The sequence below is a fragment of the Microcoleus sp. A2-C3 genome (assembly GCF_036706065.1).
Lineage (GTDB): Bacteria > Cyanobacteriota > Cyanobacteriia > Cyanobacteriales > Microcoleaceae > Microcoleus.
Genome location: NZ_JAUBVX010000014.1, coordinates 46,040 through 69,017 on the forward strand (window position 1 = coordinate 46,040; position 22,978 = coordinate 69,017).

At 48.0% G+C, this 22,978-nt stretch carries 19 protein-coding genes; 9 read left to right on the forward strand and 10 right to left on the reverse strand.

All coding sequences use genetic code 11. From position 1 onward, the window contains the following. Positions 1-79: 79 nt before the first annotated feature. From QUB66_RS10345 to QUB66_RS10365, 5 genes are all read right to left on the reverse strand, one after another. The gene (locus tag QUB66_RS10345) at positions 80-1,738 is read right to left on the reverse strand and encodes an ABC transporter substrate-binding protein (RefSeq protein ID WP_332969684.1); all 1,659 of its coding nucleotides are present in this window, start codon (positions 1,736-1,738) and stop codon (positions 80-82) included. A 354-nt stretch (positions 1,739-2,092) separates the two neighbouring features. After that, positions 2,093-2,707 carry a hypothetical protein gene (locus QUB66_RS10350; RefSeq protein WP_265235648.1) on the reverse strand — a complete coding sequence of 205 codons (615 nt, stop codon included), beginning with the start codon at positions 2,705-2,707 and terminating at the stop codon, positions 2,093-2,095. Positions 2,708-3,059: 352 nt separating this feature from the next. Then, on the reverse strand, positions 3,060-4,187 hold the full coding sequence (locus QUB66_RS10355) for a type II secretion system F family protein (protein ID WP_332969685.1): 1,128 nt from the start codon (positions 4,185-4,187) through the stop codon (positions 3,060-3,062). A 101-nt stretch (positions 4,188-4,288) separates the two neighbouring features. Then, complete coding sequence (locus tag QUB66_RS10360) at positions 4,289-5,389, reverse strand: type IV pilus twitching motility protein PilT (RefSeq protein ID WP_265235650.1); 1,101 nt, start codon at positions 5,387-5,389, stop codon at positions 4,289-4,291. Between the two features lie 130 nt (positions 5,390-5,519). Continuing rightward, complete coding sequence (locus QUB66_RS10365; protein ID WP_332969686.1) at positions 5,520-7,532, reverse strand: GspE/PulE family protein; 2,013 nt, start codon at positions 7,530-7,532, stop codon at positions 5,520-5,522. A gap of 176 nt (positions 7,533-7,708) precedes the next feature. On the opposite strand from QUB66_RS10365, the gene QUB66_RS10370 reads away from it, so the two are divergent. Continuing rightward, the gene (locus QUB66_RS10370; protein WP_332969687.1) at positions 7,709-7,909 is read left to right on the forward strand and encodes a hypothetical protein; all 201 of its coding nucleotides are present in this window, start codon (positions 7,709-7,711) and stop codon (positions 7,907-7,909) included. 258 nt (positions 7,910-8,167) lie between these two features. Here the strand turns inward: QUB66_RS10370 and QUB66_RS10375 are convergent, their stop codons facing one another. Then, positions 8,168-8,353, reverse strand: coding sequence for a hypothetical protein (locus QUB66_RS10375; RefSeq protein ID WP_332969689.1), 186 nt, complete (start codon positions 8,351-8,353; stop codon positions 8,168-8,170). A 155-nt stretch (positions 8,354-8,508) separates the two neighbouring features. Here QUB66_RS10375 and grpE point away from each other — a divergent pair, with 155 nt between their 5' ends. The 8 genes from grpE to QUB66_RS10415 all read left to right on the forward strand — a co-directional run bounded on the left by grpE (position 8,509) and on the right by QUB66_RS10415 (position 17,540). Continuing rightward, the gene (gene grpE / locus QUB66_RS10380) at positions 8,509-9,300 is read left to right on the forward strand and encodes a nucleotide exchange factor GrpE (RefSeq protein WP_265235654.1); all 792 of its coding nucleotides are present in this window, start codon (positions 8,509-8,511) and stop codon (positions 9,298-9,300) included. Positions 9,301-9,848: 548 nt separating this feature from the next. Further along, positions 9,849-11,993, forward strand: a complete 2,145-nt coding sequence (gene dnaK, locus QUB66_RS10385; RefSeq protein WP_332969690.1) for a molecular chaperone DnaK — start codon at positions 9,849-9,851, stop codon at positions 11,991-11,993. A gap of 126 nt (positions 11,994-12,119) precedes the next feature. Next, positions 12,120-13,250, forward strand: coding sequence for a molecular chaperone DnaJ (gene dnaJ, locus QUB66_RS10390; protein ID WP_265235656.1), 1,131 nt, complete (start codon positions 12,120-12,122; stop codon positions 13,248-13,250). Positions 13,251-13,591: 341 nt separating this feature from the next. Further along, positions 13,592-13,882: a sulfurtransferase TusA family protein gene (locus tag QUB66_RS10395; RefSeq protein WP_265235657.1), complete on the forward strand. Its 291-nt coding sequence runs from the start codon at positions 13,592-13,594 to the stop codon at positions 13,880-13,882. After that, positions 13,879-15,129 carry a ribosome small subunit-dependent GTPase A gene (gene rsgA / locus QUB66_RS10400; protein ID WP_332969844.1) on the forward strand — a complete coding sequence of 417 codons (1,251 nt, stop codon included), beginning with the start codon at positions 13,879-13,881 and terminating at the stop codon, positions 15,127-15,129. The genes QUB66_RS10395 and rsgA overlap by 4 nt, the downstream gene beginning before the upstream one ends. Before the next feature lie 244 nt (positions 15,130-15,373). Next, on the forward strand, positions 15,374-16,156 hold the full coding sequence (locus QUB66_RS10405) for a MotA/TolQ/ExbB proton channel family protein (protein ID WP_332969843.1): 783 nt from the start codon (positions 15,374-15,376) through the stop codon (positions 16,154-16,156). A 15-nt stretch (positions 16,157-16,171) separates the two neighbouring features. Then, positions 16,172-16,897 (forward strand): ExbD/TolR family protein, encoded by a 726-nt coding sequence (locus QUB66_RS10410; protein ID WP_265235660.1) that lies wholly within the window; start codon positions 16,172-16,174, stop codon positions 16,895-16,897. A gap of 445 nt (positions 16,898-17,342) precedes the next feature. Continuing rightward, positions 17,343-17,540, forward strand: a complete 198-nt coding sequence (locus QUB66_RS10415) for an NblA/ycf18 family protein (protein ID WP_106150106.1) — start codon at positions 17,343-17,345, stop codon at positions 17,538-17,540. A gap of 560 nt (positions 17,541-18,100) precedes the next feature. Here QUB66_RS10415 and QUB66_RS10420 read toward each other — a convergent pair. The 4 genes from QUB66_RS10420 to QUB66_RS10435 form a co-directional block, all read right to left on the reverse strand. Next, positions 18,101-18,532, reverse strand: a complete 432-nt coding sequence (locus QUB66_RS10420; RefSeq protein WP_265235662.1) for a hypothetical protein — start codon at positions 18,530-18,532, stop codon at positions 18,101-18,103. Between the two features lie 98 nt (positions 18,533-18,630). Further along, positions 18,631-19,851 (reverse strand): anhydro-N-acetylmuramic acid kinase, encoded by a 1,221-nt coding sequence (locus QUB66_RS10425; protein WP_332969839.1) that lies wholly within the window; start codon positions 19,849-19,851, stop codon positions 18,631-18,633. Positions 19,852-19,921: 70 nt separating this feature from the next. Then, positions 19,922-20,653, reverse strand: coding sequence for a PP2C family protein-serine/threonine phosphatase (locus QUB66_RS10430; protein WP_265235664.1), 732 nt, complete (start codon positions 20,651-20,653; stop codon positions 19,922-19,924). A 406-nt stretch (positions 20,654-21,059) separates the two neighbouring features. Continuing rightward, on the reverse strand, positions 21,060-22,826 hold the full coding sequence (locus QUB66_RS10435; RefSeq protein WP_265235665.1) for an ABC1 kinase family protein: 1,767 nt from the start codon (positions 22,824-22,826) through the stop codon (positions 21,060-21,062). Positions 22,827-22,978 lie beyond the last annotated feature (152 nt).

Below are 22,978 nucleotides of genomic sequence, written 5' to 3' on the forward strand. Positions count from 1 at the left end.
TTATTGTCTTCAACCCGCGGAGGCGGGTTTTGTCTGTGTAGGCGCGGTTTCAACCGCCGTCTTATCTATGCAGGAATTCTCAAGACTTACTAACATCCTCAAAAGACTCAGATCCCAAAGGACTCGGAATCCAACCTTGAATATTCTTGCGTTTCCCTAAAAGTGGCTGCGAATGTACGATCGGCAAACGCACAGCTTCCCCATGCAAAATCTCGCTAACTTCTGCATAAATTTTCGCCCTAGCTGCTTTATCCCCACTCGCCCTCCCCCGATCCAAAAGTTCCAAAACTTTGGGATTTTTCCAATTTCCTAAATCCGCTGTGGAACCAGGCCCGAAGTGAGGATAATAAAAATTGTCTGGATCGCCATAATCTCCAGTCCAACCCATCATAAAAGATTGAAATCCTGGAGGTTTTAGTCGATCGGCCAAATAAGCAGACCAATCCTTCGTCAGCAACTTTACCCGAATCCCGATCGCGCTCAAATCCGCCGCCAAAGCCTCAGCAATCGGCTTCGGCGTGGGAAAATAGGGACGGCTGACCGGCATATACCACAAATCCAAATCAAAACCGTTCGGATAACCGGCTTTCGCCAGGATTGCTTTAGCTTGCTGCGGGTTAAATTCGTAATCTTTAACTTTGTCAGACTGCGCCAAATTCACCGCCGGCGGAACAAATTGCGAGTCATATTTGCCAAGTTCTCCCCAGAAAGCCTTGACGATGGCTTGTTTGTTGATTGTTTGGGCGATCGCCCGCCGCACCTCCGGTTTCGACAAAGGCGCGTAACTCGGATTTAACGCTAAATAACCCACATTAAAAGAAGGTCGCAAAACAGTTTCTAAATTAGCATCCGCCTGCACTTCTTTCAATTGATCCGGCGTTAAATCCACAGTAAAATCAAGTTGACCGGCCCGCAATTGAGCCAGTCTCGCCGCCGGATCGTCAACAAAACGAAGTACCAACTGATTTACTTTCGGTGTTCCTGCTTTCCAATAATTGGGATTTTTTTCTAAAATAATGCGATCGCCCGATCGCCATTCCTTAAACACAAAAGGCCCCGTACCCACCGCCAGCGACCCCGGAGTACCGTATTTAGCACCCGCTTTTTTCACCGCCACCGGACTCGCAATCCCAAAATAACCCGACCCAATCGCTGAAGGAAAGGCAGCAAAAGGCCGATTTAACACAAACTTAATCGTAGACTTATCCACAACGGTAACATCCTTTACCAGGGAATCTTTATCGCCCTTAAATCCAGCAAAAAATTCTTTCCAAATTTGATAAGTTTTCCCCGAATCTCGATAACCTTGAGGATTTTTGGCATCCCACCAGCGATCGACATTAAACTTAACAGCATCCGCGTCAAAATCCGTGCCATCGTGAAACTTGACACCCGATCGCAATTTAAAAGTCCAAGTTTTGCCATCCGTCGAACTCGACCATTCAGTCGCCAGACTCGGTGCGAGTTCCACCGTTCCCGGTTTGAAATCAGTTAAGCGATTGTAGATTTGGTCGATCGCAATCACCGAATTACCATCAGTAATATTTCCCGGTTCCAGATTGACAGGCGGCCCGCCCGCACCGTACACTAAAGCGCCCGGTGGAACCGCGGCGGGAGTTGTCGGAGTTGGAGAATTATTGCTAACCGTGTTTGAATTAGTGCTGCAATTTGATAGAATTACAGCCATCCCAAAAACTAGAGCTAATAAAACTAAACGCCAAGATTTTAACAACCTCATCTCAATAGCTCCTGTTTAATAAAAAATTGTACTCATCTAAATAAATTTCTAATTTACTCTTTCTCTCCCCTCTGCGCCCTCTGCGTTCTCTGCGGTTAATTTTGTTAATTAAATATTCAAATCAAATTTAATTAACAAAATATAACACACTGATTACCAATTACCCTTTACCATTACCAGAAAGAATTGGTTTAAAGCCGGAATCCTGATCGAGGAGAAATTAAAATCCGACTATTCATTACTCCAATCCTCGGACTTCCAGGTAGAGGTGGCTGTCAACTGAAAAGCTGTCAACTGTCAACTGAAAAGCTGTCAACTGAAAAAACAGACCTGATTATTGATCGCACCACCAGCCTACAACTCATAACTTTCTTCACCCATATTCCCCAATTCTCGCCTACCCATAAACTCTTCATCCTCTGCTTCCTCAACCGCCAAATCAAAACTTTCAACAACAAATGGCAAACCAGCAGCCATCAAACCGCGCTGAATGCGATCGGACGTTTCGTCAAACAAAACAAATAGCGGATGAACAGCCTCAGCTTCATCGCTGAAAATATGCTTATAGCGGTACGGCATCACCCACTCGTAACTTTTATCCAGCCAAACCTGGCACTGTCGCCAGCGGCCCAACAAATCAGAAAAATCTTCACCAGGGCGGTGAATAAAAACCAAAATTTCCACCCCAATTTTAACTTTCCACTCTGGATCGCACATCAAAATCACCAAATCGCAGGGCAAACAAACTGCCTGTCCGGGCGATATGCTAGTCCCCCCGCTTCCAGCATAGGAGACCCCCTCCCGCAAGCGCGCAATGGGCAATGGAATGGTAATTAAACTTTCGTTAGCGCGGCGAATACTCGGAATCATCTCCATGTACAGCCGATATTTTTTCAGCAGGGCGATCGCTGCCGAAAATTCGCTGTACTGAGCTAGTAAAGCCTCGTAATGTAATTGTTTGACAGACATTTTAAATCAATTAATAATTAATTAGTCAGTTGACAGTTGTTAGTTGACAGTTGACGGTTGACAGTTGATAGTTGTAATTGGCAACTTGTAATTGGCAACTTGTAATTGGCAATTAGTCATTAGTTGGAAACAATTGGTCATTGATTATTATTGAAAAATTAGCCAAAACCATATCACTGACTGAACATTATGAACAACTCAAACAAAGCCAATGACAACTGACAACTGACAACTGTCAACTGTCAACTAACAACTGACAACTGTCAACTGACAACTGTCAACTGACAACTGTCAACTGTCAACTGACAACTGTCAACTGTCAACTGACAACTGTCAACTGACAACTGATTTCTTACAGCTTCTGAAACACTGCGAACATCGGCAGATACATCGACAACAAAATCGAACCTACGATACCACCGACGACAACAATCATCAGAGGTTCTAGCATACTGGTAAGCCCTTTGACTGCTTCTTCAACTTCCGTTTCATAGAAAGCGCCAACTTTCATCAGCATCTTGTCAAGTTCCCCAGTCTCCTCACCAATTGCCATCATTTGAATTGCCAAAGACGGGAAAACTTGCTGTTCTTGCAAAGCAATACTGATCATGCCGCCACTTTGAATTTCCTGTCTGGCATATTCGATCGCATTCGATATCGCCTGATTCCCCGCCACATCTCGCACAATTTCCAAAGAATTGAGAATCGGCACGCCCGATCGCGTCAGCGACCCAAATATCACGCAAAACCGAGCCACAGCAGATTTTTCGATCAAATCTCCAAAAATCGGTAACTTCATCGCAATCCGATCAATTTGCAGGTGGCCCATTGGAGTTTTGTAGTACATATCAAAGGCAAATTTGAGCGCTATAATCACCCCAATAACAGTTATTTGTTGGATCGGAGGCCAAGCCGTACAAAATGCACTAATTGCCAACATAAACAGCGTAAAAGCAGGCAAATCTGCACCAATATCCTTAAAGATTTTAGCGAAAGTTGGCAGCAAGAATATGGTCATTGCGAAAAAAATCACGATCGCGATGGAGAACACAGTCTTCGGATAAGACATCGCCGAATTAATTTCAGCCTCCGTCTTGTGATTTTTTTCCATCATCAGAGCCAGACGATCTAGGGTTTCATCTAGCACACCGCCGACCTCTCCCGCCGCCACCATACTGATAAACAGTTGGTCAAAAACATCAGGAAACTTCGCCATCGCCTCTGCCAAGTTGATACCCTCCTGCACGTCAGCATTCATGCTCCTGAGCGCTCGCTTCAACTTAGCATTAGAACACTGCTCATGCAGCACGGAAAGGCATCTCACGATCGCCACCCCGGCATTAAACATAGCCGCAAACTGACGAGCAAAAATAGCCATATCCTTAACCGTAAGACTGGTAAGGTTATACTCTAGTTGCTCTTGAATCGCACTGAAATCAAAGCCACCTTTCGGTTTTTGACGGATAACGTTGGTAGCCATATATTGCCTCTGAAAATTTATTAAAAGTTAGTTGTCATCAGTCATCAATCATCAGTCATGAACTATTTTTGCGAACTCATGACTAATGACTGCTGACCGAATTAATGAGCCCCTCCCTTACCGCCACCACCAACAGGTGCCGGGCCGATCAAGCGTTCGAGTTCATCAGGCTTAGAAGCCTTGCCCATTCCCGATTCCCAAGTGATTTTACCGGTCTTGTAAAGTTCAGCTAGAGCCATTTCCATCGTCCTCATACCCAACTTCGCTCCCATTTGGATTTGGGAGTAAATCATTGGAGTTTTACCCTCCCGGATCAAGTTAGCCATAGCTGGAGTATTCAGCATGATTTCCATAGCGCAGCAGCGGCCACCCCCAATTTTCATGACCAAATTTTGGCTGGCAATTCCCACCAAAGAGTTCGACACCTGGGCGCGAACCTGGGGTTGTTGAATGGGCGGGAACACGTCCAAAATCCGATCGACCGTTGCACCCGCAGAATTCGTGTGCAGCGTTCCCATGACCATGTGACCCGTTTCCGCAGCCGAAATTGCCAGACCGATCGTTTCCAAGTCGCGCATTTCCCCCACTAGAATCACGTCAGGATCTTCCCGTAGAGCAGCTCTCAGCGCATTAGAAAAGCTCTTAGTATCTTCGCCCTTTTGACGCTGGTGAAACAAACTCTTGATATTCGGAAACACATATTCGATCGGGTCTTCAACTGTCAGAATATGTTCTGACCGCGTCCGGTTGACCAGATCCAACAAAGCCGCCATCGTAGTAGTTTTCCCGGAACCCGTTTGTCCCGTCACCAACAGCATACCTCTGGGTCTCTCCGTCAGATCCCGCAAAACCTGCGGCACACCTAAAGCATCTGCGTTAGGAATCTTAGAAGCCAGAGCCCGCATACAAGCCGCCCAGCAACCCCGCTCCCGGTAGACATTCACCCGGAACCGAGCCAATCCCTTCACCCCGTAGGCGCAGTCGAGTTCCCACTCCATTTCCAAGTGCTTGCGCTGCATATTGTTGAGCATTTGGAAAATTAGGATCTGCACTTCCTCGGCAGCCAGAATGTCGCCGTATTGCGGCTGAGGAGTTAGTTTCCCGCTGACGCGGAAGAAGATAGGCGCGCCCGCCTGGATGTGTATGTCCGAACCCCCTTGCTCTACCAGGGACTCCAGTACGTCTTCAATCATCAGACCCATAGATACCTCTTCTTGATCGAGTTGATAGTTATTGACCAATCTAACTCAGATACATTTAACAGTTAGCAGTCAACCGTCAACTGTCAACCGTCAACTGTCAACTGTCAACTGTCAACTGTCAACTGCTCAATCAATCCAAAAAGCGCGGTGTCAAGCAATACGGACAATCCAGCATCTCCGGCTTCAATTCCGCCCGACAAGTTTTGCAGGTAAGTCCCTGCTTGCGTTTGGCTTTCAGTTCCGCCTCCAGCCCGGAGTCAGTAAACGTCACCCGCTCGACTTCTTCAAAGGTAGTCGCGCCTTCCCGCACCAACTGCAAGCTGTAAGCCAACAACGTTTTCATCCCTTCTTCTACTGCTGCTTCCTTAAGTTGCTCTGTGGGAGCCCCTTGAGTGATCAGAGTTTGAAGCCGCTCAGTATTTTTCAGGAACTCGTAAACCCCTACCCGTCCTTTGTAGCCTAAGCCGCCGCACTTGCGACAAAGTTGCTCGCGTTCTGCTAGTTCCTTCCTTTCCTCCACCGGTATGGTGTTGGCTTTATTAACAGTCAGATCAATTTCTTGAGAAGCCGACAGACCATAGCGACCGAGTTCTTGAGCGGTAGGCTGGTAAGGAATGCAGCATTGGTCGCAAACGCGCCGCATCAGACGCTGAGCTAACACACCCAACAAAGCGGCCGACACCATGAATGGTTCTACGCCCATTTCGTCCAAACGGGCGATCGCCCCAGCCGCGTCATTCGTGTGCAGCGTAGTCAGCACTAAGTGTCCTGTCAAGGCAGCTTCCAAAGCTGTTTTGGCCGTTTCCCTGTCCCGGGTTTCTCCCACCAGAATCACGTCAGGATCTTGCCGCAAAAACGCCCGCAGCAGGTTGGAAAAACTCAAGTCTTTTTCCCGAATTACTTGACATTGGGTAATTCCTGGCAAAGCATATTCGATCGGGTCTTCCGCCGTACTGATATTAACTCCCGGATCATTCCGTTCCGCCAGAATCGAGTACAGAGAAGTTGACTTACCAGAACCCGTCGGCCCCGTCACCAAAATCAGTCCAAACGGACGGCTAGCAGTCTCTCGCACCAAAGCCAGAGTTTCTTGATCCGAGATCAACAAACCCAAACCCAACTGAGTGCTGGAACTGTCCAAAATCCGCAGCACGATTTTTTCTCCGTACCGCGAAGGCAAGCTGTTCACCCGGAAATCCACCGTGCGTCCCTCAAACATCCGGCGGATGCGACCATCTTGAGCTTGTCGGCGTTCGGCAATGTCTAGGTTGGCAATAATCTTGAAACGAGCCGTAATCGCTTGCACTACCTGCTTGGGAAACCGGAAATACTCTTGCAGCACCCCATCCTTCCGCATCCGTATCCGCATAAACTCTTCTTGAGGTTCTACGTGGATGTCAGACACCTTTTCCGACAAAGCTTTAGCCAAAATGATGTTGACAGCCTTAATTACCGGAGCCGCCCCAGCATCGTCTATGGTGTTCGCTAAGTCTTCTTGGTCGGAACTCACCTCTTCCAGCGAGAGTTCGCCAAAATCTCCGTCCCCTAACTCCAGCTTTCTCTGCTTTTCGGCTTCTGCTATTTTGGCTGCTACCTTAACTTGATCGTCTTGATAGGTCGAAGTTATGTCCTGATAGTCGTCTGGCGTAATCACCCGTCGCTGCAAAGCCAAGCCGTGAGGCTGTAAAATCCGCCGCAAATCTTCTATGGCGTTGAGGTTGTCGGGGTCTACCATTGCCACTAAAACCGCTGGAGGCTCAGTTTCAGTCTTCGCTACGGGTAAAAAACGACCTTGGTGACAAATGTCGATCGAAATTTTCAGCCCATCGAGCATAATTCCGAGTTGCTCGTTCGACATTTCGCTCATTTCTGGGTCATACGCTTCCACCCCGTAGACTATCTTCCGTTCAAACATCTGCTGCTTCTTGTAAAGCCGCAGCAATTCTGGGGGCAACTGCTGGCCGGTAAGTGCTTCTAATACCTCCGTCAACCGCTTGCCCGACTTCCGGCTTTCAATTTGAGCTTGATTCAGTTGGTCTCCGTTGACGTAACCCGACTGAATCATCTTGTTGAGAGCCGGAGTAAATTTGCTTACAGCAACTAGCGATGTGGTGGAGCGAAACCCCTGGGGTGTGTTAGTCATAAAAACACTCAATAGGTGGGAACTGAGAGGAAAACTAACGCGGGCTTTTAACCCCCGTCTTCTTTGCTTATGGATGAGCTATCATGTTCTGGCTCGATCCCTATATGTCAAGTGTAAGCTCGTAGTCTCCTCTAATTTTCGTCTACAAATTGACGAGACGTTGGAGGGAGTTGCGGATGCTTGAAATCAGATCTTGTTCGTTGAGTGCGATCGTTGCCTACTTAGCCGATCGACCTGCGAGATACTCTCGTTATAGCCTCATGGCACATCACTTGGGGATTTGCACCGTAGGGGTGTGTCGCCTTTCCACGATCGTTCTATATTCGCAAATTGTTTGGTCAAATTACAGTGCCCCTGCTGGCGCGGTGCATCACTAGGTTAAAGATCCGCTATGCGATCTTTGATGATCATAGCTTTGACTAAAGCGTCGATCGGTCTTTTGAGATATATTTTGATTAATTATGTGCGATCGCGCACAGCCCGATCGTCCAGCCGGAGTCCGAGCGCGCAGATTTTGAGCAGCTCTACTTTTGAGTCTGGAAATATTAATATAATTCTACGCTGGTGTCCTAACTGATTAGTAAGTCCGCAAGACCCGCTAATTTGTCTGATTTGAATTACCCAAAATCAAGACTTCAAGCGACTTTAGTATGAATTAAATCCTTGACGCTTGCATCAGAATCAGAGAGTATCTCAGTTTGATAAAAAGCATTTTTTAGAAGTGCGAGCCGGAAAGCTCTGCCGATATATTTAGTCCCCAACAAGCAGCCAACCAAAGCTTTTTGCTGGCTCATACTATCGGTATAGATATAAACGACCATTTTAATATTTTATTGAAAGCTTTGAGGCATTCCTCCACAAAGGCAGGAAATATCCTCTGAATGAGATAGTGCCATAAACAGTAAATTCTAGTTTTCTAGATTTACCCGGTTAACTGTATCTGCTAGAATTGATAGGGTTCTGTCGCGCAGCTTTTATGATTGACGAGGAAAAACAGCAAGATCTAGATCCTAACTCAACTGGGGAAACCCCAGAGGGTTCGCCAATGGCAAGCGAAACTCCGCCGGCACCAGCAAACTCGAACGGATCTGCCGATTGGGAGCTCGAACTTGCTCAAGCTTATCAAAGCGCTCAGCCCGATCGCAAGAGAGCAAACGCATCCGGGGATACTGTTACAGGCAGTTCCACCAACAGCCCGACAGCAGACGCGGCTGAGTCGTGGCAGAGGGAACTAGCCTCTGTAACCGATGAAAAAGAGGCTTTAAAAACTCAGTTGCAAGCCACATCCGCTCAACTAGAAGACCTGAAAAATCAAAATCTCCGCCTAGCAGCAGATTTTGACAACTTCCGCAGGCGCACCCAAAAGGAAAAAGAAGAGTTAGATTTACAGGCAAGGTGTATCACGATCAAAGCCCTGTTGCCGGTGATCGACAATTTCGAGCGCGCTCGATCGCACATCAAGCCACAAAACGACGGTGAGATGAACATTCACAAAAGCTACCAAAGCGTTTACAAGCAAATGGTAGATGGCCTCAAACAAATCGGGGTTTCTCCGATGCGCCCCGAAGGTGAACAGTTTGATCCCAACCTCCACGAAGCTCTCCTCAGCGAGCCCACAGACGAACATGAGGAAGGCACAATCATCCAAGAACTAGAACGCGGGTACATTCTGGGCGATCGCGTCTTGCGGCACGCCAAAGTGAAAGTTGCAGCGCCTGGGATATCTGTGGTAGCCTCAGATGAAAATCCCGATAGTTCGGAAAGTTAATCGGGATACAAGCTACTGCATTCTGAGAAGTCACTGACCCCCGAAGAGAATTCGGGGGCCCCAAGGTGGCAGACTGACCAACTTCTTAATTCAGGACTAAAAGCAGGTCATTCAGTTGACAGTTGACAGTTGACCTGGGACAGCGACCTTTACCTAGAAGGAAGAGGATTGGAGTAATGAATAGTCTGATTTTAATTTCTCCCGATCAGGGTTCCGGCTTTAAACCAATTCTTTCTGGTCAGCGCTTTCTCAACAAATTCTGAAAAATGCTTTAACCCGTCCAAAAATGGGTACAAACCCCCGACTTAAGTCGTGGATGCTCCCAAAATTTTAGACCAAAGTTTAAGATCCCAGATTCATCTTTGGGAGTCAATCTAAAATCTAAAATCTAAAATCGACTTGCCCGTCTTTGATATTGGATTAAGATATCAAGTTGGTTTCCTAAAAATCTAGTCAGGTGATGCTTGTTAAAACAAGCTGAGTCGTTTTTGATCCCCCAATTTGTAGTTGGAAGTTTCCAAACATCCCACAAAGTTTTATGAGGCGCTATGGGAAAAATTATTGGAATTGACTTAGGCACGACCAACAGTTGTGTAGCTGTATTGGAGGGCGGTAAACCAGTCGTGATCGCCAATTCTGAGGGCGGCCGCACAACTCCGAGCATTGTAGGATTTGGCAAGGGGGGCGATCGCTTAGTCGGTCAACTAGCCAAGCGGCAAGCTGTAACTAATGCTGTAAATACTGTTTACAGTATCAAACGATTTATCGGGCGCAGGTGGGACGACACGGAAGAAGAACGATCCCGCACTCCCTATACCTGCATCAAAGGCAAAGACGACACCGTTAACGTCCAAATTCGGAACAAGGTTCACACCCCTCAAGAAATCTCGGCAATGGTACTCCAAAAGCTCAAGCAAGATGCTGAAGCTTATTTGGGACAAGCTGTTACCCAAGCCGTAATTACAGTGCCGGCATACTTCACAGATGCTCAGCGCCAAGCTACTAAAGACGCAGGTACGATCGCAGGTTTAGAAGTCCTGCGGATTGTCAATGAACCGACGGCGGCCGCCCTTTCCTACGGGCTGGACAAGCAAAATATCGAACAAAAAATCTTGGTCTTTGACCTCGGCGGTGGTACTTTCGACGTTTCGATCCTGCAACTGGGAGACGGAATTTTTGAAGTCAACGCCACCGCAGGTAACAACCATCTCGGAGGAGATGACTTTGACGACTGCATAGTTCAGTGGCTGGTAGAAGCTTTCCGAACTCAAGAAGGCAGTGACCTCTCAATAGACAAAATGGCCTTGCAGCGCCTCCGAGAAGCTGCGGAAAAGGCGAAAATTGAACTCTCTCTCTCGCAATCCACATCCATTAATTTGCCCTTCATCTCTTCTGATGAAAAAGGGCCGAAGCACTTGGAAATGGATCTCTCCAAGGCTCAGTTTGAAAAACTTGTCGGTCATTTGGTGCAGGCGACGATAGATCCGGTGACTCAAGCCCTCAAAGACGCAAGTCTTACCCCTAAAGATATAGACAGGATTATTTTAGTCGGAGGCTCAACCCGAATTCCGGCAGTTCAAGAGGCAATTAGCAAGTATTTTGGCGGCGCTTCTCCCGATAAATCGGTGAATCCCGACGAAGCTGTAGCCGTAGGCGCGGCAATTCAAGCCGGAGTGTTGGGCGGCGAAGTCAAAGATTTGCTGCTGCTAGACGTGACGCCACTTTCCTTGGGACTCGAAACCTTGGGCGGTGTGTTCACAAAAGTGATCGATCGCAATACAACTATCCCCACCAGTCGATCGCAAATGTACAGCACCGCCGCAGACGGACAAACCTCCGTAGAAATTCACGTCCTCCAAGGCGAGCGCGCATTAGTTAAAGACAACAAAAGTCTCGGCAAATTCCTGCTCAAAGGCATTCCCGCAGCCCCCCGTGGTGTACCTCAAATCGAAGTTACCTTTGAAATCGATGCCAACGGCATTCTCAAAGTAGCCGCAGAAGACAAGGGAACCGGCAAAGAACAAAGCATCCAAATCTCCAATACAGGAGGATTGACCGAAACCGAAGTCGAGCGAATGCGGCAAGAAGCCGAACTTTATGCCGACGAGGACATCAAGCGCGCTCAAGTCGTCGAACTCAAAAATCAAGCCGACACCCTGGTCTATAATTGTGGTGTCACTTTGAAAACCAACGCGCAATTGCTGGGCGACGACCTCAAAGCCGAAGCCGAAACAGCAACAGCAGCCTTGAAGGCGGCGATGGCTAACCCTGACATTACAGGCGAGGAACTCACGCCCGCAATCGAAGCTTTCAAGCAACTGCTATACTCCCTCGGGACAGCAGTCTACGAGCAAGCCCGCAGCGGGGTAGCCCCCTCTTCGGCAGAGGTTGAAAGCGAGATGATGTCAGAAATAGAAGAGGTTGCAGCTACCGAAGACAGCATTTTGCTGACAGAAGAGCTGCTGGTGGCGATCAAACCTCCACCACCAGCTCCATCACCAGCTCCATCACCAGCTCCGTCACCAGCGCAACCAAAGGCGCAAGTAAAGCGGGAACCAAAACCGGAACCAAAACCGGAACCAAAACCGGAACCAAAACCGGAACCAAAGTCAAAGCGACAGCCAAATCCACAGTCAGAACCAAAACCGAAGGTTCCAGAACCTGAAGTTGATGATATGAATCCTTTCCTTTAGATCTGAAAAGATAAAAATTAAAAGTTAAAAATGATTATTTTTGATTTTTAATTTGGTAACTTCAGGAAAGGTCGCCCGTTTCTTTTTCGTACACTTTTTGTTATTTACCTCCAGGCAAGCAGCTTTATGGCCGGTGATTACTATGAAATATTAGGCGTTTCTCGCAGTGCAGACAAAGAGGAAATTAAGCGTGCTTACCGTCGTCTAGCTCGCAAGTTCCATCCAGATGTCAACAAAGAACCAAGTGCCGAGGAGCGGTTTAAAGAAATTAACCGCGCTTACGAGGTACTCTCAGAACCAGAAACTCGCGCCCGTTTCGATCGTTTTGGCGAAGCAGGCGTGAGCGGTGCAGCAGCGCCGGGGTTCCAAGACTTCGGCGACAGCTTTGCCGATATTTTTGAAAGCTTCTTCCAGGGTTTTCAAGGAGGAGCGGGCGGCCAACAACAACAAGGTCGCAGACGCAGCGGCCCAGTGCGCGGAGACGATTTGCGGCTCGACTTGCGGCTGGAGTTTCGCGAAGCAGTGTTTGGTGGAGAAAAAGAACTTCGCATTAAGCACCTAGAAACCTGCGAAACTTGCAGTGGAACTGGCGCCAAGCCGGGAACTAGACCCCAAACTTGCTCGACTTGTACCGGCAGCGGCCAAGTCCGCCGTGCTACCCGCACTCCTTTCGGCAGCTTTACTCAAGTTTCAGTTTGCCCTACCTGTAACGGCACTGGGCAAGTGATTGAGGACAAGTGCGAAACTTGTGGCGGCCGGGGCCAGAAAGAAGTGATGAAAAAGCTGAAAATCACTATTCCGGCTGGGGTTGACAATGGTACTCGTTTGCGGGTTTCCAATGAAGGGGATGCTGGCAAACTGGGCGGGCCGCCTGGTGATCTTTACGTGTTCTTGGCTGTGAATGAAGACCCGCTATTTAAGCGGGACGGCATTAACGTTAATTCGGAAGTGAAGATTAGTTATTTGCAAGCAATTTTGGGCTGCCGGTTGGAAGTGGAAACGGTAGACGGGCCGACGGAATTGTTGATTCCTACGGGAACTCAGGCGAATACTGTTCTGACTCTGGAGAAAAAAGGTGTGCCTAAGTTGGGAAATCCTGTCAGTCGCGGCGACCATTTGATTGCGGTGTCTATTGATATTCCGACTAAGGTGACGGCTGAGGAACGTGAGTTGCTGATGCAGCTTGCTAAGCTGAAGGGCGATCGTACTGGTAAAGGTGGCTTGGAAGGATTTCTGGGCAATTTGTTTCAGAAATAAGCAAATATTTGACACTCAATGGGTGTCAAATTTTCCTGTTTCATAATTCGCCAGCGTTTTATTTAATTCTCTCTCAAAAAAATGAGCGCAATTGCGCTCATTTTGCCAGTGAAGAATAATCATGGGGCAATTGGTGGGAGTAGTCCTCAAAAAAAAGAGACCAATTGGTCTCAAAAATCGGCGGTAGAATAATTCGCCGACAACTGGTTTAATTCTCTCTCAAAAAAATGAGCGCAATTGCGCTCATTTTGTACAGGTAGAATAATTACTCGGCAATGGGTTCACGAAAAAATAAGGGTTTCAGGAATTGAGATGGGAAATTTGAGAATCAAAAACGCATTATGAATTCAACATCCACAATTGAACATCCCAAATCCCCAGATGCCAAAATCGATCTGCGGGGGACTCCGTGTCCTTTGAATTTTGTCCGCACTAAACTGCGCTTGGAGCAAATGCCACCGGGTGCTGTTTTGGAGGTGTGGCTGGACGCTGGGGAGCCGATCGAACAAGTACCTGATAGTCTGAAAATGGAAGGCTACCAGATTCTCGAAACCCAATTTATTGCGGATGAGTCGGATTCCGGCTTTTTTGCGATGAAAGTGCAGCGCCCAGAACAAAAGGCAGCAGAATGAGCTTGAATTCGTCCTTGCTAGTCGGTACTGTGGTGGCTGTTCAGGCTAACTTTTACCGAGTCAGGTTAGATCCAGCAGTCGGCATTCATGAGCATATATCCTTGGTGGATGCTCCAACTCTCCTATGCACTCGCCGCACTCGACTGAAAAAAATTGGTCAACAGGTGATGGTGGGCGATCGCGTGGTGGTAGACGAACCAGACTGGACTGACCGCCGAGGTGCAATTTCAGAAGTCTTCGGGCGCCGCACAGAACTCAATCGCCCGCCTGTCGCTAATGCCGATCGCATTCTCCTGGTTTTTGCCCTCGCCGAACCGGATTTAGACCCCGCCTCATTAACTCGGTTTTTAGTTAAGGCAGAATCTACAGGTTTAGAGGTGAGTTTGTGTTTGAACAAATGCGATTTGGTCACGCCGCAGGAATTGGAACAGTGGCGCGATCGACTTTCAGGCTGGGGCTACGAACCAATGTTTATTAGTGTTCGCAGCGGCTTAGGAGTCCAGGAAGCGCTGGCTAATTTTAAAAATAAAATTTCTGTCAAAAAAGTTGCTTTTAACCACCTATCGGACAAAATAGATGGTTCTATGTTGCCATCTGAAGATAACTCCATACTTGCAAATTCGGTAGATCCGTTAGATGCGTTAAATTCCGTACAAAATCCTTTGCCGAACTTCGTTGATGGCCACATCCCAGACCATATAACGATAATTTGCGGCCCTTCTGGGGTAGGGAAGTCTAGCCTAATCAATCAACTGATTCCGGCGCTGAAGCTGCGAGTGAACGCTGTTTCTGGCAAACTCGGCCGCGGGCGGCACACGACTCGCCACGTCGAACTATTTGAACTCCCCGACGGCGGACTTTTGGCAGATACTCCGGGCTTTAATCAGCCGGCTCTGGAATCCGATCCGTCCGAGTTAGCTGAATATTTCCCAGAAGCGCGCCAGAGGCTGGCTTTGGGTAGCTGCCAGTTTAGCGACTGTTCGCACCGAGAGGAGCCGAATTGTGTGGTGCGGGGCGATTGGGAGCGCTACCAGTATTACTTGAATTTTATGGAAGAGGCGATCGTCCGCCAACAAGCTCTGCAAAACTCCAGCAGTGCCGAATCGAGTTTGAAGCAGCAAACCAAGTCGGATGGTACGCAGCAGTACGAACCGAAGCTGCTAACTAAAAAATATCGCCGCTCTTCCCGCCGCCTGCAACACCAGTCGCTGCAAGATATGTGTCAAGAAGACTTAGAGGAATTCTGAGGAAGTCGCCCCCTGATCGCCCGCAAGGAGGCTGAAAATATTACCAAGACTTACCCAGCAACCGGATTAGATGGAGTAAGATACTTCTTTGCAGCCCGATGCCTCGGTAGCAAGAACCGGTTTCTTTAGTTACGAGTGCGTCTAGGACTGAGTACATTAATCGCTAAAATTAAATGGCCGATAATTTGTTAAAAAAAGTAGAACAGAAGCAAAAGTTAGCGGGTAGTGCAGGAGCAACAATATTGTGAATATTCAAGAACTGTTTCAAAAAGGCGGCCCCGCCATGTGGCCCCTGTTGGTGTTATCGATTCTATCTGTAAGTACAATTATCGAGCGCTTGTGGTTCTGGGCGAGCCTCTTGAGCAAAGAAAAGCAGATAGTTAATCGCATTCTCGAAGCGGCCCGCAGCGATTGGGGGGCGGCTAGCGACATTGCCAGACAAGCCAACCGTCAGCCGATCGGGCGATTTCTTTCTGCACCCCTGCGGTTGTACAATCCTGAACCAGATTTATTTCGACTCGCACTCGAAGCTTCTGCTGATGAAGAGTTGGCTTCTATGCGCCGCGGCGACAAAATCTTAGAAGCTACGATCGCTCTAGCCCCTTTGCTGGGCTTGCTGGGAACAGTTTTGGGCTTGATGAACTCGATCAATTCGATCGGCGGCGACATCAGCACGCAGGCAATGAAGGGGGTGACTGACGGGATCAGCACCTCGCTAATCACTACCGCTACTGGGATGATAGTAGCAATTTTTACATTGGCATTTTATCGGATATTTCAAGCTTTTTTGTTCAATCAGGCAAAAATATTTCGCAAAGCTGGAAACGAACTGGAATTGCTTTATAGGCAATACTGGCCTGCGGCTAATGCTAAAGGTGGATCGCCCGGTGCAGAACACAGTAATTCTTCCTTTGGTTCCGATGGTTTGAACAGGCGTTCTCTCAATTCTCAAGAATCGGGAGAACGGAACCGGGAGCCGAAATTGAAAGGTTCCGATCCTGATGTTGATTCAACTTCTAATAATTAGAACAAAGGAGAACTGATGAAGATTCACTTAGATACTCCTGCTGAAGAGGCTCGGATTGAACTGCTTCCTTTGATTGACGTGATATTTTGCATTCTGACATTTTTTCTGCTGGCGGCTTTGCAAGTAACTGGCCAGCAAGCAATTAGTGTCGATTTGCCCAAGGCGAAGACGGGACAAAGGCAGGTGCGAGAGATGCTGATTGTCAGCATTGACGATTTCGGACAAACTTATATAGACCAATTGCCTGTTAATTACCAACAGCTCGATCGAGTTTTAAAGAGTTTCCAGAAGACAAATCCTGCCGGGTTAACGGTGTTGTACGCTCCTCAAAATGCTAAATACGCCAAAGTTGTGGAGGTTTTAGACAAATTACGAGAGGTAGGGGGCGATCGAGTATCCCTGGCAACACTACCTAGTTCGGCTTCCTCTGGGCAGCCAAATCCGTCGCTTCCCAATTCTGGCATTCCTGCGGCACCTTCGGGCAATATCGGTCAACCGCTGCCCTCTCCTGTGGCTCCAGGACAGCAGCAGTTCAATCCCAATCAGTTTCAATCCCCTCTCCCGGCTCCGGGGCAGCAGCAGTTCAATCCCAATCAGTTTCAATCTCCTCTCCCGGCTCCGGGGCAGCCTAGCAACTCTGGGGCAAATCTGGGCATTCCTCCGGTTTCGCCTGCACCCACAACTCCCAATTTGAGACCCGGAGTGGCAACTCCACCGCAGAATGTCGGGCCCTCCAATTAGCTAAAAGCAAGTTCGGCAACGAGCAGTGTACGGGAGTCAATGGATGGATGTTGAGGGAATAAGGGAGAAGGGAGATTTTTCCCACTCTCCCCATCTCCCACTCTCCCCATCTCCTACTCCCGGAGAGAATCTCTGCCAGACTTGGTATAAATGGCTTCAATTATTTTGGTTCATACTGAGCCTTTTTTCTTTTAACAAGTAGATATAGTTGGTATATGGCTGCGGAAGGAACTTTTGCAGAAATTTCGCCATCTCTATCCTTAAGTTATTTCCTTGGACGGATGGTAACTTTGTCAAATAATTGTTACCTTTTGTAATATACTAAAGTGATATGGGCTGGCTGGGCATCCTGAAACCAACAGCCGATCGCTGAAACAATTTACAAATCTGGTTAATCCAGGTTTTCACTGTCAAGTCACCTTTACTTACAGAGGAGTCTTCCGTCATGAGCCAACCAGCAGAATTGTCTTTGGAGCAGCAATTTAGCCTGTGTTCCTTCAAAACCCAGGTAAGTGACATGAGCCGCGAACAAGCTCAGGAGTTTTTGGTAAAGCTTTACGAGCAAATGATGTTGCGCGAAACTATGTACCGCCATTTTCTCAAACACCACTGGGGTTTAGAACCCAATCCAGGTCTTGAGTAGCTTAGAGTCGCAGTCGGCGACCTCCGTCTCTTACTCTCTTCCCTCAGATGGAAATGAGTTGGGGGTGATGGGGCGTCACTCTTTGGACACAAGGCTTCAGAAGGCTTCAGAGGGAAGAGGGAAGAGGGAAGAGGGAAGAGGGAAGAGGGAATGCGCAATAAAATCAGAGGTTTCAGCAGTTAAGACCGTTACGAAGTTCTTGGCGCGGTTGCTATAGAAGACTTAGGCAGAAAGTATCTGCACAGACTCATCATTTAGCGGGAAAATTTGACCGTTTCTTTCTTAATGTAAGTCAATTTCGGGAGTCGATATGAGCAATTAGTCGATCGACAGTGTGACAGATCGCAGAAATAATTGATCTGGGATAGACTCAAAACCTGGATAATTTTTGAGAATAAGTTTTAAGTTTTTAATCATATAAATAGATTTGTCTTAAGTTGCAGCGGATGAGGTTTGAAAAGAATGGCGTTAGTCGGACATCTGAGCGCGACCTCCGACTAGCAAGACCTTCAATTTTGATATCAAACCCCAGAACTCGCAACTTGTAACCCTAGAAAGAGTTATTCCGCCTGACGTTCTAGAGTTGCCTCCATCGTACTCGTCAAGTAATGACCAGACATGATGCCGCTAGATTGGTAGTAGCGGTTGTCATCAACGCGGTGGAGGGTATCAAAACCCGTCCGTCGTTGGCGTTCATCTCCGAGTACCCAGTAACGTTGGACGATCGACTGAGGAGCAATCCAACCTTCGCCCTCGACGCGGCCGAGTTCGCTGTGTTGGAGTACAAAAGTATACTGCCGTTCATCGCTGTCGAGGTGTCCTCGGTACTGCAAAATAATTTCTTCCCGATCGCCCCCAGGAAACACGAGCTTCGTCACCATATTGAACCAATCTGTTCGGTTCCAACTGACTAAAGTTTTACCTTTAACCGTAATTGGCACGCCATTGCGCTCAATCCAACTTCCTTCGAGCGTCCATTGGCCTGATTCCATTAAAAACGTGTGAGCCACAGTGCTGTTCCTATGCTTTTCCTGCTGGCTAAAATGCTGGTGCAACAACGCACAGCCGTTGTCCCTCAGACTCTATGCTATCATGCCCAACTGTGCCAACAAGAGTTAATTTCTCCTAACAGAACCGGTGCGCAAGCACCAGTAACTTGAGGCAGATTGCCGGGAATACCCCGAACCCGCCAGGCGGCTAAAACCGCGAAAGCGATCGCCTCTTTAAAATCTACACTCAAGCCGGCCTCAGAAGTAGTCAACACTTGCACTGGATGCAATTGTGCTTGCAATCGGCGTTTCAAGTAGAGATTGTGGCTGCCGCCCCCACACAGTAAAACTCGATCGGGCATTTGTGGCAAAAAAGTTTGGTAACTGTGAACGATCGAAGCAACAGTCAGTTCTGTCAGAGTAGCCAGCACATCAGCAGGACTGAGGTTGTTACCTTGAGCCTCGACCAAACAACGGTTAAAATAGTCTACACCAAATAACTCTCGCCCTGTAGATTTGGGAGGTGCTTGGAGGAAAAATGCTTGCTGGAGCCAATTTTCTACTAAAGCTTGACAGGGAGTCCCGCTGGCGGCCCAAGCTCCACCTTGATCACAAGTTTTAGCACCGTCTGAGAAGTGTTCCACTGCCAAGTCTAAAAGCGAATTTGCCGGCCCCGTATCCCAGCCCAAGATACCATCGCCTAGATGCGAAACCACAGACTTGTCCGCCAATTCCTCATCTCTCCTAGCAGGAAGATAAGTAAAATTTCCAATTCCACCGAGATTTTGGATGCAGAGGCTGCGGTTGGGTTCGGCTAGCAGGCAGGCATCAACTATTGGGACTAAGGGTGCTCCTTGACCCCCTGCGGCAATGTCTGCCGATCGAAAATTGCTCACAGTAGTAATGCCTGTCAATTGCGCAATGAGCGCCCCCCGGCCGAGTTGCAAGCTGTAACCCATGTCTGAGCCGGGCGTGTGTGCAGCAGAAACACTGCTCTTTTCGGCATTCCCTGGCGGTCGGTGGTAGACGGTTTGACCGTGAGAGCCAATTAATTCTGCTTTATCATATTCTGCTTGAATTGTCAAGGCTGCCGCGGCAAATTCTTGGGCGATGGCATCATCTAATTCGGCGAATTCAACCATTGACAAAGCTGAGCCGCTGCAAACCGAGAGAATTTGCGATCGCAAAGTAGCAGGATAAGGGAAAGTCTTGCCGGCCACCAAATTCACTTTTAAGTCTGTTTGGGAACCGACCACATCCACCAAAGCAGCATCAATGCCATCCACCGAGGTGCCGCTGATCAAACCGATAACGCGAACCATTCGATTTTAGATTTTAGGTTGGGAGATTGAGAGATTTTGAGATTTTGAGGTGCGCGAGGGCGCGAGAATATTATTTTAAATCCATCGTCACGATCACCACAGTAATATTATCCCGTCCCCCTTTATCCTTAGCTGCTTCAATCAAGGCAATTGCAGCACCCTCGCCAGCGCGAATCGACTTCAGAGGCGAAGCAATCAAAGGATCGGAAAGTTCCTCAGTCAAGCCGTCACTGCACAGCAGCAAGCGATCCCCAGGCTTTACGTCCACCGGCAAAATATCTATTTCCCGCAAATCATCGCGGCCCAAACATTGGGACAAAACGTGACGCCAAGGATGACTGCGAGCCTGATCCGGAGTCAGGGCCTTTCTTTTCACAGCCTGAGCCACCCAAGTCTGGTCTTCAGTAATCTGCTCCAAGCGAGCTCCGTGCAGCCGGTACAAACGAGAGTCCCCGATATTAGCGCACCAAGGTCTGCCCTCATCCCTAAAGATCAGAACCACAGCCGTAGTACCCATATCAGCGCGCTCAGGATGGTCAAGCTGATCCGTCAAAATTGCTTGATTGGCAATTAAAAAAGCCTTTTCCAACAACTGTGGAGAATCTTCAGGCCCTTCCCAATGTTCGATCAAATAAGATTGAATCGCCCCAGTCGCAATCCGGCTGGCTTCTTGACCTCCGGCGTGTCCTCCCATGCCGTCAGCCACTATGAAAAATCGCCCGTCAGGGTCTATGTAGTACGAATCCTGATTTACGGAACGAACTAGCCCTGTGTCTGTCTTACCTGCGAAAGAGCGTTTCATAGATTGGGTGATTGGACTCATCGAACTTGAAATCTTGATTTAACTGGTGCAATTTTTGATAACAAAACTTAAATCCCGAACGAGACTTGAAATTTCTGCCGATCGCTAGTCTTGGAAAAATTGTACTTCATTAGCCTTACATTGTAGATCGTCTGATGCTCATTCCGTCTGCAAATTTCCGTAAATCAAGCCGCCTGAACCAGCGGCTGCCCCAAAAAACTGGATTTCTACCAAAAATTAGAGGTTTGGCTGGCTAAAAATCAAGAAAGCCAAGTTTTGAGCATCAAAGTAAGTGCTGTGAATTTTATAAATCCGTTGTCAGCCAGCCAAAACTTAACATTCACTCGTCAAATTTTGGCTGGTGAGAAATCTCAAGCCGGAAATTTTTGATCCCAAATTACCCGCATTATGACATTCTGTCTAATCGATCGATCCGTCGGAACAAACGCAGCAGAGCTAATCCCGCACCAGCAGCTAGCAACCCCACAGCGACAGCCGCCCAGACTTGATTGCTGACAAACAAAATTGTCGCAGACAAAGTAAAAGCACTCATCATCAAAGTATAATTCGTGCCCATTTGAACACTGGTCATGCGACGCATCAACCGCTCAGCTTCGGCAGAACGGACGCGAATCCGCAAATCTCCCTGTTCGAGTTTATCAATAGTCTCCTCAATCCGGCGGGGCAAACCCAAAGCAGTCGAACTCACCTGAGCCGCTTGGCGGCCGAGTTCGTTAAAAATGCTGCTAGTTGCATCAGGTCCATTTCCATTACTCATAAGCTGCATGGCAAAAGGTTGTGCCACCTCCATAAAGTTAAACTCGGGATCTAAACCCCGACCGACCCCTTCAATTGTTGAAAAAGCTCGCATTACAAAAGTAAAGGTAGCTGGGAAGCGAAAAGGTTGGTCGTAGGCAATATCGTAAAGGTCGTCGGTAATCGCGCTCACCGACTGCTCTTCAAAAGGCTTGTCCATGAAGTTATCCAGCATATACTGGATCGATCGGCGCACTGGACTCATATCACCTGTCGGAACCAAAGCGCCCAGATTGATGAGAGAATCCATAATCCGCTGTCCATCCTTAGAAGCAACGCCGTAGAGAGTCTCCATCAGTCCTTCGCGGACGTTGGACTGAATTTGCCCCATCATGCCGAAATCATAGAAAATCAGAGATCCCTGGGCACTAACAGCGATATTACCGGGGTGTGGGTCAGCGTGGAAAAAACCATCGTTGAGCAACTGCCGCAAATAGGCTTTGGCGCCTAACTGAGCGATTAATTTGCGATCGATCCCGGCAGCTTCGAGAGCTTCGTAGTGACTGATTTTAATCCCTGGTAAGTATTCCAAAGTCAGCACTCGCGGAGCCGCGTACCGCCAATAAACTCGCGGCACTTGCACCCAGTCGCAGTTGCTAAAATTGCGGCGAAAAGTATCAGCATTGCGGCCTTCATGGAGATAGTCAATTTCCAGCCATAGAATGCGACAACATTCCTCATAAATCCCCATCCAATCTCGGCCGCGGCCCCACTTAGGATGGTTTTGAAAGTAACGAGCAATTCCCTTAAGAATTTGCAAATCTATTTCAAACAGCTTCCGCAGTCCAGGGCGTTGCACTTTGACTACGACTTCTGGGCCCGAATGCAGTTGAGCTTTGTGTACCTGACCGAGACTAGCAGCGGCCAAGGGCACCGGGTCAAAGCTGCGGTAGAGTTCCTGAACTGTCTTGCCCAAATCTTGCTCGACAATTATTTCTAACTGTTCGTAGCTGAAAGCAGGCACTTTATCTTGCAGCTTAGAAAGTTCCTCGACAAACTCTGCGGGGAACAAATCGGCACGGGTGGAAAATAATTGTCCAACTTTAATGAAAGTCGGACCTAAATCCAAGAGTGTTTCTCGAACCCAGATAGCTTGAAAGCGGCGTCTGGAAACTTTCTTTTCTTCAGTTACGCCTCCCCAGTAGCTCCAATTTTTGCTGTCGAGCCACAGCGAAGCCAGCCAGAGCAGGACAAAGGCCCAAATGTCGAAGAAGCGCCGCTTCCGGGAGTATTTTTCGCGATTCCAGCGATAAGCTTTACTTTTGTAGGATTTACCAGCAGTTTTTAGCTCATCGGCTTCGCTAGTGCGCTTGGGGGAGCGCTGGCGATTAACAGAGTCATCAAGGAGAGCAGACACTTGGGTTCCCAAATTGCTTATTTTATGTTGTAGCTTTGATTGCAGGTAGGAAGGTGGGTACAAATAAACATTAGGGAGGATGAGGGCGGGTTTTGCCTTGATAAACTCGCTTGTATCTCGTGATTCTTAGCTAAACCCGCCCCTACCAGATA